The 14,900-nt window shown below is 34.8% G+C and carries 12 protein-coding genes; 8 read left to right on the top strand and 4 right to left on the bottom strand.

Annotation, left to right across the window (positions count from 1 at the left end; genetic code table 11):
• From BD847_RS14900 to BD847_RS14880, 5 genes are read left to right on the top strand one after another with little or no spacing between them, the layout of a single operon-like run.
• A complete protein-coding gene (locus tag BD847_RS14900) occupies positions 1 to 783 on the top strand; it encodes an ABC transporter ATP-binding protein (protein ID WP_115889067.1) in 783 nt (260 codons plus the stop codon).
• 17 nt (positions 784 to 800) lie between these two features.
• Positions 801 to 1,664 (top strand): MlaD family protein, encoded by an 864-nt coding sequence (locus tag BD847_RS14895; protein ID WP_115889066.1) that lies wholly within the window; start codon positions 801 to 803, stop codon positions 1,662 to 1,664.
• A gap of 11 nt (positions 1,665 to 1,675) precedes the next feature.
• Entirely contained in the window at positions 1,676 to 4,522 is a 2,847-nt protein-coding gene (locus tag BD847_RS14890) for an AsmA-like C-terminal region-containing protein (RefSeq protein WP_115889065.1), read from the top strand.
• Positions 4,500 to 5,012 carry a low affinity iron permease family protein gene (locus BD847_RS14885; protein WP_115889064.1) on the top strand — a complete coding sequence of 171 codons (513 nt, stop codon included), beginning with the start codon at positions 4,500 to 4,502 and terminating at the stop codon, positions 5,010 to 5,012. The genes BD847_RS14890 and BD847_RS14885 overlap by 23 nt, the downstream gene beginning before the upstream one ends.
• Positions 5,009 to 6,208 (top strand): NAD(P)/FAD-dependent oxidoreductase, encoded by a 1,200-nt coding sequence (locus tag BD847_RS14880; protein WP_115889063.1) that lies wholly within the window; start codon positions 5,009 to 5,011, stop codon positions 6,206 to 6,208. The genes BD847_RS14885 and BD847_RS14880 overlap by 4 nt, the downstream gene beginning before the upstream one ends.
• A gap of 90 nt (positions 6,209 to 6,298) precedes the next feature.
• On the opposite strand, the gene BD847_RS14875 is transcribed toward BD847_RS14880, so the two are convergent.
• Entirely contained in the window at positions 6,299 to 7,249 is a 951-nt protein-coding gene (locus BD847_RS14875) for a bifunctional helix-turn-helix transcriptional regulator/GNAT family N-acetyltransferase (RefSeq protein WP_115889062.1), read from the bottom strand.
• A 254-nt stretch (positions 7,250 to 7,503) separates the two neighbouring features.
• The gene (locus BD847_RS14870; protein ID WP_115889061.1) at positions 7,504 to 8,523 is read right to left on the bottom strand and encodes a helix-turn-helix domain-containing protein; all 1,020 of its coding nucleotides are present in this window, start codon (positions 8,521 to 8,523) and stop codon (positions 7,504 to 7,506) included.
• Positions 8,524 to 8,717: 194 nt separating this feature from the next.
• Here BD847_RS14870 and BD847_RS14865 point away from each other — a divergent pair, with 194 nt between their 5' ends.
• The 3 genes from BD847_RS14865 to BD847_RS14855 all read left to right on the top strand — a co-directional run bounded on the left by BD847_RS14865 (position 8,718) and on the right by BD847_RS14855 (position 11,216).
• On the top strand, positions 8,718 to 9,200 hold the full coding sequence (locus BD847_RS14865) for a DNA-deoxyinosine glycosylase (RefSeq protein ID WP_115889367.1): 483 nt from the start codon (positions 8,718 to 8,720) through the stop codon (positions 9,198 to 9,200).
• A 292-nt stretch (positions 9,201 to 9,492) separates the two neighbouring features.
• Complete coding sequence (locus BD847_RS14860) at positions 9,493 to 9,927, top strand: DUF6526 family protein (RefSeq protein ID WP_115889060.1); 435 nt, start codon at positions 9,493 to 9,495, stop codon at positions 9,925 to 9,927.
• A 380-nt stretch (positions 9,928 to 10,307) separates the two neighbouring features.
• The gene (locus tag BD847_RS14855) at positions 10,308 to 11,216 is read left to right on the top strand and encodes a hypothetical protein (protein ID WP_115889366.1); all 909 of its coding nucleotides are present in this window, start codon (positions 10,308 to 10,310) and stop codon (positions 11,214 to 11,216) included.
• A gap of 291 nt (positions 11,217 to 11,507) precedes the next feature.
• Here the strand turns inward: BD847_RS14855 and BD847_RS14850 are convergent, their stop codons facing one another.
• Both BD847_RS14850 and BD847_RS14845 read right to left on the bottom strand, forming a co-directional pair.
• Entirely contained in the window at positions 11,508 to 13,526 is a 2,019-nt protein-coding gene (locus BD847_RS14850) for a glycoside hydrolase family 97 protein (protein WP_115889059.1), read from the bottom strand.
• 25 nt (positions 13,527 to 13,551) lie between these two features.
• Positions 13,552 to 14,796, bottom strand: coding sequence for a glycoside hydrolase family 71/99-like protein (locus BD847_RS14845; RefSeq protein ID WP_115889058.1), 1,245 nt, complete (start codon positions 14,794 to 14,796; stop codon positions 13,552 to 13,554).
• Positions 14,797 to 14,900 lie beyond the last annotated feature (104 nt).

Genomic DNA, 14,900 nt, shown 5'->3' with positions numbered 1-14,900 from the left:
ATGATTAAAGAAAAAGAAAATACAGACGAAACTAAATCAAAAGAGAAAAAGCAAGCTCCAATTATTGAAATTAAGGACCTGCATAAAACTTTTGGCGGCGACAACAAAGTTTTAAAAGGCGTAAACCTTACTGTAAATAAAGGCGAAGATTTAGTGATTTTAGGACGTTCCGGTTCTGGAAAATCAGTTACTATAAAATGTATTGTAGGACTTATAGAACCTGACAAAGGCGAAATAAAAGTATTTGGTGAAAATGTATTGAATCTGGACAAAAACGAACTCAATAAAATGAGGGTTCGCATTGGATTTTTATTCCAAAGTGCCGCTTTGTATGATTCGATGTCGGTTAGAGAAAATCTCGCTTTTACGCTCGCAGCACATAAAAGAGATTTAAGTGCTGAAGAAATCGAAAATGAGGTAATGGAAGCGCTGGAAAATGTTGGATTGCAAGATGCCGTAGACAAAATGCCGGCGGAATTATCCGGCGGAATGAGAAAGCGAATCGGCTTAGCCAGAACATTAATTTTAAAACCTGAAATTATATTATACGATGAGCCAACCACAGGATTAGATACCATTACTTCCAGAGAAATTAGTGAACTGATTCTGGATATTAAACACAAACAAAAAACCTCATCGATAATTATTACACATGATATGGCTTGCGCCAAATTGACTGCCGACCGCATTATGGTGCTAAAAGAAGGCGTCATTCATGCTGAAGGAACATACGAAGAACTAGAAAAAGACGAAGACGAATGGGTACGCTCATTTTTTGAATAAAGCAAAATATAGAAATCATGGAGAAGCAATCTGGATATACCTGGAAATTAGGAATGTTTGTAACAATTGGTTTGTTACTTTTTATAATGGCCATTTATTTTATTGGAAAACAAAAAAATCTATTTGGATCAACCTTTCACATTACCTCACAATTTAAAACTGTTAGCGGTTTAGAAGTTGGGAACAATGTTCGTTTCTCCGGTATTAATATCGGAACTGTAGAAGAAATCAGACTTATTAATGATTCGTCGGTTGTGGTTTCGATGGTTATAAAAGATGAAGTGCGAAAGTTTATAAAAACTGACGCTCGCGCTGCAATTGGTTCTGACGGACTTATGGGCGACAAAGTACTAACCATAACTCCAGGAGTAAAATCTACAAAAGTCATAGAAAACAATGGCGCAATTGCTTCTATTAACGGAATAGAAATGAATGATATCATGAAAAGCGTTAAAAAAAGTGTTGACAATGTAGGCGTGATTTCTGAGGAACTTGCGGTTTTTAGCCAAAGCATGAATAATGGAAACGGCGCGCTGGCCAGATTGGTACGAGATGATAAAATGGCAAATAGTGTTTCGAATACGCTTTCGAATCTTGAAAGCGGTACAAAAGGTTTTAGCGAAAATATGGAAGCTGCCAAAAGCAATTTTCTTTTTAGAGGTTATTTCAAGAAAAAAGAGAAAGAAAAAGAAAAACAGCAGGAAGAAATAAAAGATAAAAAAGAAGAAAAGAAGGAAAAGGCAGCTAAAGAAAAAGAGGAAAAAGAGAAAGAGAAGCAAGAAAAACTAGAAAAAGAGAAGCAAGAGAAATTAGAGAAAGAAAAGCAAGAAAAAGCTAAAGAAGAAGATGCGAAAAAAGTGCAGTCGGATAAAACAAAATAAAAATAAATGCCATGAAATCGTCTAAAAATATAAGCCTAAAAATCCTTAAATGGACGGGAATAGTAATAGCAGGAATACTGCTATTACTATTTTTGCTTCCATTACTATTCCCCGGAAAAATTGCCTCGGAAGTCAAAAAAATTGCCAATGAAAGACTCGATACCAAATTGGATTTTTCTAAATCTAAACTTTCCTTTTTTACACATTTCCCTTCGCTGACAGTTTCATTAGATGATTTGTCTATGACTGGTTCGGCACCTTTCAGCAATGATACTTTATTAAAAGCCGATCAGGTTGCTTTTGGAATAAATCTCAAAAGATTGATTTTTGACAATGAAGTTAAAATCAATAAATTATACGTATCTGATGCGTTGATAAATGTAATGGTAAACGAAAAAGGACAAGCCAATTACAACATTTATATCGCGCCGGAAGATCGAAAAAACGAAAAAAATGATCCTAATGCGCCCGAAGAAGGAACTGCAATCCGATTGGAAAGAATTGACCTTAAAAACTGTCATGTTAAGTACAATGACCGTTCGGCAAAAATTCTAATTGACGCCAACGGTTTAAATTATGTCGGAAAAGGAAATCTTAGTGATGATATTTTTGATTTAAATACAAATGCAAAAATTGACAATCTGGATTTCTATTATGATCGCACCGGTTATTTAAGAAGAAAAAAAGTGAGTGCCGACTTAATTACACGAATCAATACGCATGCGCTTTCTTTTATTTTACAAAAAAACGAACTGCAGATTAATAAACTTCCTTTAAAATTTACCGGTCTTTTCACCATTCTTCGTGACGGTTACAAAATCAATATCAAAGCGGCATCTGAAAATACTACAGTCAAAGATTTATTATCTGTCATGCCTCCCGAATATTTAACCTGGCTCGAAAAAACAGAAATTTCCGGAAGAAGTGATTTAGTGCTTAGTTTTAAAGGAAATTATAATGTTGCCAAAAAGCAAAAACCCAATTTGGCTTTTAATTTGAAAGTGGGCAATGGTGCAGTAAATTACAAAAACGCGCCCGTTCCTTTAAAAGATTTTCAAATGGATTTAAATGCCCTTTTGCCTTCATTAGATCCCGAAAAATTATTGGTAAACCTAAGAACGCTTCAATTTAAAGTGGGCGAAAAAGATTATTTCAATGCTTATTTACGCAGCAAAGGTTTGAGCGAAATGAATATTGATGCTAGTGTAAAAGGTGCTCTGGATCTCGCCGTTGTCGATGCCGCTTTGGGTTTGAATAGTCTTGAACTAAAAGGAATATTAAAAACCAACATTCAGGCAAAAGGATTATTTAGTACTTCAAAAAAACTGTTTCCAAAAACAATTGGCGGAATTTCGCTTCGAAATGGCTGGTTAAAAACTGACTCCTATCCTAACCCAATTACCGATATTACTTTTGTCGCCAATGTGCTTAACAAAGCCGGAACCTATCAGGATTTGATTGTTGCTGTTGCGCCGGCATCTTTTGTTTTCGAAGGAAATCCTATGTACATCAATGCGACTTTATCCGATTTTAATGATTTGGCTTATAATGCAAAAATCAAAGGAGAATTGAATGTTGGCCGAATTTATCAGGTATTTTCAAGAAAAGGTGTTGATGTTACGGGTTATGCAAAAGCAGATCTTTCGCTGAAAGGAAAACAAAGTTATGCGACAAACGGGCAATACGACAAATTGGATAATCGCGGAACAATTTTGCTTAAAAACATTAAAGCAACTTCCGAATTATTTCCGAAAGCCTTTTTTATAAAACAAGGAAATTTCCGTTTTCAAAATGAAAAAATGTGGTTTGAGAAGTTCAATGCTACTTATGGAAAATCAGATTTTGATATCAACGGTTATCTCTTAAATACAATCAATTATTTTCTTGAATCGCACGGAACACTGAGCGGAAACTTCAACATGAAATCGAAACTGATTAATGTTGATGAATTTATGGCTTTGGAAAAGGGTGAAAATAAAGACCGAAATCTTCAGGTAGAATACGCCAAAGAAGATCATCCGAAAATGAGCGGCGTAGTAATTGTTCCTAAAAATCTAAATGTTGCTTTGACTGCAAATGCAGATAAAGTAGAATACAACGGATTAGTTTTAAACAAACTTTCAGGAAAAGTGGGTATTGCAAAAGGAGGCTTTTTCCTTGAAAATACGACTTTCAATATCATTGACTGCATTTTAGGAATTGACGCTGCATACAAAGACGAATCTCCAACCGCAGCGCGATTTGATGCTCATTTCACAGCAAAAGACTTTAGTGTACAACGCGCTTACAAAGAAATTCCGATGTTTCATGATATGGTAACCGTTGCTGAAAAAGCACAGGGAATTATTTCTGTTGATTATAAAATCAAAGGCGATCTAAACGGAAATATGGGACCAATTTACGAATCTCTTGAAGGAGCAGGAACCATAAATCTTCGCGACGTCAAAATAAAAGGTTTGAAATTATTTGATGGAATCAGTTCGCAAACTGGACAAAAAGGATTGGATGATCCTAATTTGAAAGGGATCGAGATCAAATCTAATATTGATAATAACTTAATTCATATTGAACCTTTTACGTTTTCAGTTGCTAGTTTCAAACCAACTATAAAAGGTACCAGCAGCTTTGACGGTCTTCTGGATTTGCGAATGCGTCTTGGACTTCCTCCTTTTGGGATAGTTGGTTTTCCAATCGTAATTACGGGAACACATGAAGCGCCTAAAATAAAAATTTTCAGTAAAACAGGTCAAAAAATTGACGATGCTGTTTACGACGAAAAAAACAATAAAGTAATAAAAGAAGAAAAGGTTAGCAAAGCAAAAAAATCAAAATCAGATGAAAACAAAAAAACAAAATAACAGCAATGCTTTTGAAAAGTTTGCTACCAATGTTTCAAAAGCAGCCGGAAGCACCACTGCTTTTATAGGCGCTTTTCTGATTGTAGTGGCTTGGGCGGTTTCGGGTCCAATTTTCGATTATTCAGAAACCTGGCAACTGGTTATTAATACCGGTACTACGATTATTACCTTTTTGATGGTTTTCTTAATTCAGAAAGCACAAAACAAGGATTCACTTGCTATTCAGCTTAAGCTGAATGAATTGGTGGCGTCAAGCGAATATTCCAGTAATAGTTTAGTTGATATTGAAAATCTGACAGAAGAAGAAATGGTCATTATTCAGAAATATTACCGAAGACTGGGTGAACTAGCCAAAAAGGATGAATCGATCAGGACGTCACATTCTATTGCCGAAGCGCACGATCAACATGAGCGAAAAGATAAAAACAGAAGCAGTAAAAAGAATAGTAAAAAACCGACTTCAACAGCCCGAAATACCGCAAAAAAATGAAACTACGATCAACAGAACCTTTTTGGCCTTTAAAGAATCCGATGAATACGAGTTATCCTTCTATCGATGAAGACTGTAATGCCGCAATTTTAATTATTGGTGCAGGTATTACCGGCGCTTTGATTGCCTACAAGTTAATTAATGAAGGAAGAAAAATAATTCTGGTTGACCGCCGGGATGTCTGCAACGGAAGTACGGCTGCAAGCACTGCTTTATTGCAATACGAAGTTGATATTCCGCTTCATGAACTTATTAAACTAAGAGGCAAAGAATGCGCTGTTGATAGTTATATGAACGGAAAAAAAGCAATATTCGATTTAAGGAAAATCTCAGATGACATAAAAAGTGACTGCGGATTTGAATTTAAAAAAAGTATCTATTACAGTGCTGTTCAGAAAGATTTACCCTATTTGAAAAATGAATTTAAAAGCCGAAAAGAAAACGGTTTTGATGTCAATTGGTTGTCCAAATATGATTTAAAAAAACTGGGACTAAACGCACTTGCTGCAATAGAATCTAAAACTGCAGCTGTTATGGATCCGTATAAACTGGCCCAGGATTTACTGCAATACTGCCAAAAAAAAGGCGCACAGATTTTCGACCGAACCAACATTACTTCTATTCAATATACAAAAGACAAATGCGTAGCGCATACTGAAAACAAATTCACTATTACGGCTGATCATATAATTCATTGTACGGGTTATGAAAGCACCGAATCTCTGACTGAAAAAGTAGTTGATCTTAAAAGTACTTACGCCATCGCATCTGAAAGTGTTCCGAATTTGCCTGCTGCTTTTAAAAATGCTATTTTTTGGGATACCTCATCTCCTTACTTTTATTTTAGAACAACAGACGACAACCGAATAATTATGGGCGGTGGAGACGAAGAATTTACAGATCCAAAAAGACGCGACAAATTAATTCCCAAAAAAGAAATCTTTCTTTTAAAACAGTTTAAAAAAAGGTTCCCCGATTTCAATTTCAAACTGGACTATTCCTGGGCGGGAACTTTTGGTGAAACCAAAGATGGTTTGCCTTATTTTGGAAAACCCGATCCCAATAAAAATGAACATTATGTATTAGGTTTCGGAGGAAACGGAATCACATTCAGCGCAATCGGAATGAATTCTATTCTCGATTCCATAAACAATAAACCCAATCTGGATTTAGAGTATTATCGATTTGGAAGGTGAGTTTTTTTTTTAGGGACAAAGGGACAAAGTTGCAAAGTTTTTTAATCCTTTGTCCCTTTGTAACTTTGTAACTTTGCAACTTTGTCCCTTTTAAAGAACCAACTCCATCTGAATATTACATCGTTTATAAGGTGTTTCTAAGCCAAAGACTTTTTCAAAACCCATTTTGTAATATAAGTTTATAGCCGGTTTTAGGATCGTGTTGCTTTCCAGATATATCTTTTTTGCGCCGAGATCTTTTGCGGTTTTAATGATTTCTTGTCCCAATAACCATCCAATGTTTTTTCCTTGTGCTTTTGGCGAAACGGCCATTTTTGCCATTTCAAAACCATATTCCGGGTTATTTGTTTTTATTAGGGCACAAACACCTACAGGTTCATCGTCATATAAGGCAACGAGAATTTTTCCTCCTTTATTTAAAATATACTCTTCCGGATTGTCAAGCGCTTTATAATCGGCAGGTTCCATTTCAAAATAAGTAGAAATCCATTCTACATTTAATGCTTTAAAAGCTTCTTTATACTTCGGTTCAAAGGCTACAATTTTGACATTTTGGCTTTCGCGGATTTTCTTCTGATCGCTCACTCTTTTAAACATTGACTTTTGTGCCAATAAAAATTCCCATTCTTCAAGCGCGGCCCAAAGATTATGTTTGGATTCAGAAATTAAACCATCGACAGCTACATCAATATCTTTCAATTGCTGCTTAATTTTCTGCGAAAGCGAAAGTCCTTTCTCAGTCAAAACCACATTATTCTTTCTCTTGTCTTCTGTTTTCAAACTTTCTTTGATGATTCCTGCACTAATCATTTCCTGAATAATCTTACTTACAGATGGCTGTGAATGTCCAATTTCATTAGCAATTTCCGTAATAGTCAGTTCTCTGTCCTCTGTAAGCGTATAAAATACAGGAAACCACTTTGGCACAAAATCTACACCATAAAGCTCATAAATTTTTGAAGCATCATCTGTAATAATTGCCGTCATTAAACGCAAACGACTTCCTATAGCCGCTTTGCCTACTTTATCAAAAAATTCCATATTATAATTAATTATATAACCAGTTATGCAAATGTATAAAAAAAATCTTTTTTGCAAAAGATTTTTTTTAGTTGCTAAGATTCTGAGATACTAAGTTTTATTTTCTTAGTCTTACTATTTCTGGCCTTGTCAACTTATATATTGAAGCTTTAGTAGCTAACGACATTCTTGAAATAATTTAAGATTCTGTAAACAAAAAACTAAGAGTCTCAGAATCTCAGAATCTTAGAATCTTAGAAACTTAGAAACTTCCTTTAAGCTGTTATCGCAAACGGATTCAAATTAAATTTATATTCCTTTGGGCTGCAGTTGAACTTTTGTTTGAAGATTTTAGAGAAGTAACTTCTGCTTGTAAAACCAATGCAGTACACAATTTCTGAGATATTTAAATCGGAAGTTCTGATTAAGATTTCTGCTTTTAAGACACGCATATGTGTGATGTAATCATTTACAGTTCTATTGTGAATCATTTTAAAACCTTCCTGAAGTTTATTTGGAGATAATCCTGATTTTTTACTCAGCGATTTTATAGTAAAAGCTTCTTCCGGATTTGCTTTTATAGCTTCCGAAAGCTCTTTTATTTCTTCCATTTCGCGTAAGGTCAGACAGTTTGTTTCTTTCGAAAATGCGTTCAAATCGTCTGTATGTTGCTGAATTTCCATCGCAAGAATAATTCTCAAAATACCTTCTTTGAGTAAACTTCTAACGATTCCGGTTTGTGTAATGGCATTTAGTTGTTCGATCTTCTCGGCAATCTTCAAATTGTACGAACCGGCATAGAAAAATTCTTCTTCCATACTTTCCTGAAGAAATGTTTCTCGCACCATTTGGCTCAATGAATTCGTTTGTTGTTTTTCAGCTTCCTGCCCAACAATTATGATTGTAAATTTTGTGTTTTTATCCTTTTCAAAAAACAATATATTATCCTTGTTCATTTTTGAAGTCAGAATTGCCGTTTGATACCTTTCTACTTTTCTCTCGTTTCCTGTTCCGAAACTGTGCGTCAGATTTCCTTTGGAACAATAGGCAAAATATATTGGTGACGTATTTCCGTTTTTAACTTCCAATCGCAGGTCTGATGAAAAAGTCATATCAAACTGAACATATGAAATATTGTCGTTTATAGAAGCGCCTACAATAGAACCTTTTGCAAAATTAGTATTGACTTCGAGTGAATATTCGTCGATATCAAAATTTACTTTTCCGTCGAAGTTGGTGTTCAATTCCTCAAATATATTTTTAATTTTCTCTGAATGTATAGTAACGATTTTCATGGTATGTAAATTTTAATTCGATAATTTTATAATTCTGTTTCAGTTATTAAAAGTAGAAAAGCACTGAAAAAGCGAGATTTCAAAGTTCGTTCAATCACAGACCAAAAATGTTATATAATTTTCGTCATTTGTTTTATAATTACTTATAAATGATATTTTTAACTCAAAAAGACAAATTCTTAATTCAAAAAAAAATGAAAAGTGTTTCTTTTGCCCCAATAAGTGCATCCAATTCTACCATATTGATTTTAGGTACAATGCCTGGTACAAAATCCTTAGAACTCAATCAATATTATGGACACAATCAGAATAACTTTTGGAAATTTCTTTTCAATATCTTCAACGAAACCTTTTCAACCGATTATGAAACCAGAAAAAAGCTTTTATTAAAAAACAAAATAGCATTATGGGACGTACTCGAATATTGCGACAGAATTGGAAGTTTAGACAGCGCTATTAAAAACGAAATCGCTAATGATTTTGAAACCTTTCTTTTGCAACATCCTAATATCAAAACAATATTATTTAACGGACAAAAGGCGGCAGCTTTTTTTAAAAAATATGTAACCGTAAACCCATCTTATAAACTGATAACACTACCATCTACAAGTCCTGCAAACGCCAGTAAAAGCTTTCAGTTCAAACTTGAAGAATGGGAAATTATCAAAACTTTGTAACTACAATTTTTCCGAAGTTTTCTACTCATATTGGAATCCTATAACATTTGATTGAAAAAATATAACACAACAGCGGTGCTTCTGTTATAATTTTACATCAAGAAATTAAAGCCATTACAACACTGAGTAATGATGAGAGAAGGCTTTTTGCAAATGAGATTACTAATTAAACTTGAGCAAGTTTACATTATAAAAGAAACATTGGTTATGTTAGTTTATTTTTGAGAAAAAAAGCTATTCTAATTATTTAGGGTAGCTTTCTTTTTTTTTAACTTTATGCAAACTTCTCCATATGAAAATTCAAACATACTACAACCATATTCGGTTTTACATTCCCCACCATTTTATTTTCTATCCGGTTTTATCTTTATTGCTTGCAACCAGCATTTATTTTGCCTTTACAACCGAGGATGCGCTCATTTGGACTTTTATAAGTCTATGTTTCATTTTTCTGTTTTTTACAGCTTATATGTTGCGCCAGCATTATGCATTGACTTTACAAAACCGAATCATTCGCTTAGAACTTCGTTACCGCTATTTTACATTGACCGGAAAAAGACTCGAAGAATTTGAATACAAACTTACAGACGATCAAATTTTTGCGTTGCGATTTGCGCCCGACAATGAATTATTGCCCTTGATTGAAGATGCGCTAAAAAACAATCTAAATGGAGATTCCATCAAAAAAGCAATCGTACACTGGAAAGCAGATTATAATAGAGTTTGATTTTTAATTGTAAATTATGAATTGTGAATTGTGAATTTTTTCGCATGTTCTTCAGGCAACAGTTTTCAAAATCTAAAATCTAGAATTTAAAATCATTTGGGCGTGCCACCATCCCAATAAGAGGGCAAATTACTACACACTTATACGCCCTCTTATCGGGATGCTGTCGTGCTATCCGCGCTGCTTCGGCAGCCTGCTCCTATCACTCACGCAGTTCCGTTTTCATTAGAAATTTCAGGATCTTCAAATTCACCACAAAACATATCAAACTGATAATCAAAGAAATTGAGCAAATAATAATTGGCAAAAATTTAAATGAATGATTTTTTTTGTTAACTTTAAGTGTTAAAAAAATATCAAAAACTTTAAAATTAAATCCGATGAAAAATTTGTTTTGTTTTATGATAGTTTATTTCTCTTGGCTGTCTGTTCAGGCTCAAACTGTAGCAGAAATTCCAAAAGAAACCTTACCCGCCCTGCAAAATGATTCTGAAGAACTTCAGAATTACGATCCTGAGGATTTACCCTGGCATGCAAGACGATTCAAATTCACCGCCGGTGCATTTTTTCCCGTAAACAACACACAAGTTGAAGTCGGAAGCAATAATGGTGATTTTGGAAATATGATTGATTTTGAAAAAGATCTCGGATTTAATAAAAGTAGTGAATCATTTACTGCTGCTTTTGAATGGCGTATTTCACGAAGATCAAGACTTGGAACCGAATATTTTTATTTGAATAGAAATTCAACAAAAGTCCTTCAAAAAGAGATCGAATTTGGTGATCATACTTATCCAGTAGATGCAAGAGTATCAGCATTTCTAGACAATCAGATTATTAGAATATATTACGGTTACGCTTTTGTATCGAAACCAAAGTATGAAATTGGTGCCTTAATAGGTGCACACGTTATGCTAGTAGATGTAGGTTTAAGTCTTGAAGGGCAAACCCAACAGCTTTCCTATAATGATGACTTTGGCGTAACTGCGCCACTTCCGGATCTTGGAATATGGGGAGAATTTGTATTAGGAAAAAAAGTGGGACTTTATGCTAACTTCAATTACTTCGCCATAAAAGTAAATGATATCGACGGACGTATCTTGAGTTACAACTTGTCTGTGTTATATAATTTGTATAAAAATTTCAGTATAACAGCTGGATATACGGGTTTAAACATCAGAGTAGATGCTCAAAAAGAAAGACTAAACGGCTTCTTTAAATGGGGTTACAATGGACCAACAATTGCTTTGACTTATTCTTTTGGAAAACACATTCAGCTTCATAAATAAAGTTGCTAAGACACTAAGATGCTATCCCGAGGCTTCGGGACTAAGTTTTTTTTAACCACAAAGCACGCAAAGAATTACGCAAAGTTCGCAAAGTTTTTACACAAAGCCTTGCGAACTTTGTGTTTATGAGCGTAATCTTGACAAAAAAACTTTGCTCCCGATAGCTATCGGGATTGCGGTTAAACATTAAACTTTAAACCTGAAACTTTAAACAAAAAACAAGCCCGAAATCTTTAAAAAGAAATCGGGCTCATTCAACTCAAACTTAACTTAACTCAAAATAATTTTTACTTATTTCTCAATTGGAGAAAATTTTATAGCTGTTCCTCCTCCAGCACCCAATTTGATATTTATTATCGATTTATTGTTTACTTTTTGTTTTGATATTGTTACAGGATATGGATTATTCTTATAATTTGCTCCTTCTCCGTCGGCATAAATTTCGGCCTCGTATTCTTTTCCTGCATCCAGAAAAGATAATGGAACTTTAAGATCTCTGGCTTCTCTATTGGTAATAGAACCCAAATACCAGTTTTTCTCATCCCAATCTTTACGGACAATTGTTGTGTATTCTCCAATTTTTGAATCCAAAACTTTAGTATCAGACCATGTACACGGAACATCTTTTATAAATTGAAATTCCGGTTTGCCAACATAATTTTCAGGCAAATCTGAAGCCATTTGAAGCGGACTGAAAATAATAACATACAACGCCAACTGATTCGCCAAAGTAGTCTGAACTTTCGCTCCCGAAGGTGTTTTATAATCAAAATTGAAATTCCCCGGTGTATAATCAAACGGACCAGAAAGCATTCTTGTAAACGGTAAAGTCGTCAAATGCTCCGGAGTATTTCCGCCATCTGCAGACCAAGCGTTGTACTCTTGCCCTCTTCCGCCCTCTTGTGACATAAAATTAGGATAAGTACGCTGTATACCCGTTCCTTTCATTGGTTCATGATTATCAATCATTATGTGATATTTGGCAGCAGTTTCGATTACTTTTCTGTAATGACGCGCTCCATATTGACTATCATGCCATTCTTTTTTATCCAGATATTTATTTACATATCCAGTTTTCACAGAATTAACACCCATTTTTTGATACAGTCTAAAAGCATCTTCCAACTGACTTTCATAATGTTTTGAAGCACCAGCCGTTTCATGATGACCAATTAAACGAACATTTTTCATGGCAGCATACTTCGTGATTTCTTCCAAATTAAAATCAGGATATGCTTTTACGAAACTAAAGGCAGTTCCGTCAGCCGTCCAGTCGCCGTCCCAACCTTCGTTCCAGCCTTCTACCAGAACACCGTCAAAATTGTTTTTCGCAGCAAAATCTATGTACTCTTTTGTGTTTTTAGTGGTTGCGCCATGCTTTGGTCCTTGGCCCCAAGTGAATTTCTCTAAATGCATTCCCCACCAAATTCCAATATATTTTGAAGGTGTAATCCAGGAAAGATCTTCAATTTTTGATGGATCATTTAGATTCAGCATAATCGTTGAAGTAGCCACTTCACCAGGTGTTTTTCCAACTACAATCGTTCTCCATGGCGTCTGAAAAGGTGTTTCAGCATAGACTTTTACACCATCAGCCCAAGGCACAAGGTCACTTTTGTACTGTTTATCAGTCGTTTTTAAAAGTGTCATTGAGGCAAAATCGGTTAGGTTGGCTTCGTGAATGGCAACATACAATTTCTCTTTTGTTTCAAAAGTTGCCGGAGTATTAATTGTATCTGTTTTACTAATTGCCGTTTTGCGATACGTACTTTCGTAATAGCTGTTTTCTCGGTGCACCGGAATCCACCAAACATCATTATCCGATTTAAACGTGAACTGTGTAATCTCATTCGAAATTTTCACTTTACCTAAATGAGGCTGTTTTGGAAAGAAATATCTAAAACCAACTCCATCATCAAAAACCCTGAAAATAATATCAACCAGACGCTCATCGCCTTTTGATTCTTTCAAATGAACAATCAGTTCGTTGTGATGATCTCTGACTTTTTTGAATTCACCCCAAGGTTGTTCCCAGGTTTCATCAGCCGTTTTTTCTTCCGTGGAAACGACTTCAAAACCTTCTGTCATTTTTTGGATTCCCTGAAATTCAAATCCCAACAAAGAAGGCTCAATTACCGATTTTCCATTCGAAGTAAAACTATATTGAGGCTGTCCGGAAGCTGTTAAATCAAAAACCAATTCGGTATTTTTTCCCGGAGAACTGATTTTGTATGTTTTTTTAGTACTACAGGCGCAAAGCAATAGCGAAGCAAAAGCAATCAGGCAGTATCTATATTTTATGTTTTTCATTATTTAATTGTATTAATTACAACTCTTATTTTATTTCGTTTATTAATTGTTTTGCTTTTGCCGGTTGCATAGAAACAAAATAATTAAAAGCCTGATCCAGTTTATTCTGAACAGCGGCATCGCCTTTCTTTTCTACTCTCAGATTGTATAATTTGCTTATTTCCGGAAAAACACTTTCGGTATTTTTTACACCGGCAAATGTTTTTACTTTTTCAATAAAACTATATCCAAATTCTACTGTTGGTTCAAACATTGTTCCTTCTCCAAAGTCATTCCATGTAATAAGCTGTAGATAACTCAGATTTGCATTTTTAGCCAGAGTAAGTGTTTCATCGAGTGTTGCACCATTGTTATGATCAATGGTCCATCCAATCGCTGCTCCTCCGCCTCCTTCGGCATAAAAATCTTTAAAACCAGGATAAGCACTTCCCATCGCTACAGCAAGTTTTGGCTTTGTATTGGTATAGAAATTAGTCAGATAAGTGCTGTTTTTATATACCCAGGCATATTCTCCGGAAGCATTTTCTCCAGCTTCTACAGATTGATCCCAAAGCGTTAAAAAAGCAGGTTTTGTGGTTAAAGTATTAAAAACGCTAGTCCATTCGGCTGGAGTTTGCAATACAATTGGTCCAAAATTAAGAAGGAGCGGTTTTCCGTTTACTTTGATATAATTGGCATCAGAAAAACAATTGGTTTGCAGGTAAGCCAAATCTGTTTTTGCAGCGCTTGTTACCGAAATAGCTTTTCCGGCATCTACTACATTTTTGGTCACTCTGTCTTCATATACAATTGCATATTCTAAACCTACTTTATCCAGCATAGCAATAAGCTGTTCTGTGTTTTCTTTTACCATTCTATAATCGTTGACATCGTACGTGCCGTACCAATCGATCAAGACGCCATCAATTCCTGAATATTTCATCAATAACAAATGATTTTCGATCACATTTTTATCTCCCGAATGATAAGGGCCAATAAGCGGGTAATAATAAGATGCAATCTCCCTGCGGTTATTTGCTCCTATAGTGTTTGGATTTTTGTTTGCCATCGTCCAATGGTATCCCCATTTTTTATCGGCACTGCTTTCATTGGTTTCAAACCAAGGCATATAATGAACGTAAATTTTAGTACTGTTTGTTTTTTCAATTGCAACAGGTACAAGCACTTCTGGTTCTACAGGTTTTTCCGGAGTTTTGTCATCGCTACTGCATCCAGAAACGACTACAATATTCATTATCCCAAAAAACAATAATGTGATATATCTTTTCATATTGATGTTTGTTTTTTTATTTTCATTAAAATTGAAGCCATTCAGATATTCTCATTTTATAAATATGTCAGCCTTCCACGACTAACCAACATGGAAGACTGACA

The sequence above is a fragment of the Flavobacterium cutihirudinis genome (genome assembly GCF_003385895.1).
Classification (GTDB): Bacteria; Bacteroidota; Bacteroidia; order Flavobacteriales; family Flavobacteriaceae; genus Flavobacterium; species Flavobacterium cutihirudinis.
This window is presented reverse-complemented; position numbering and strand designations above follow the sequence as displayed.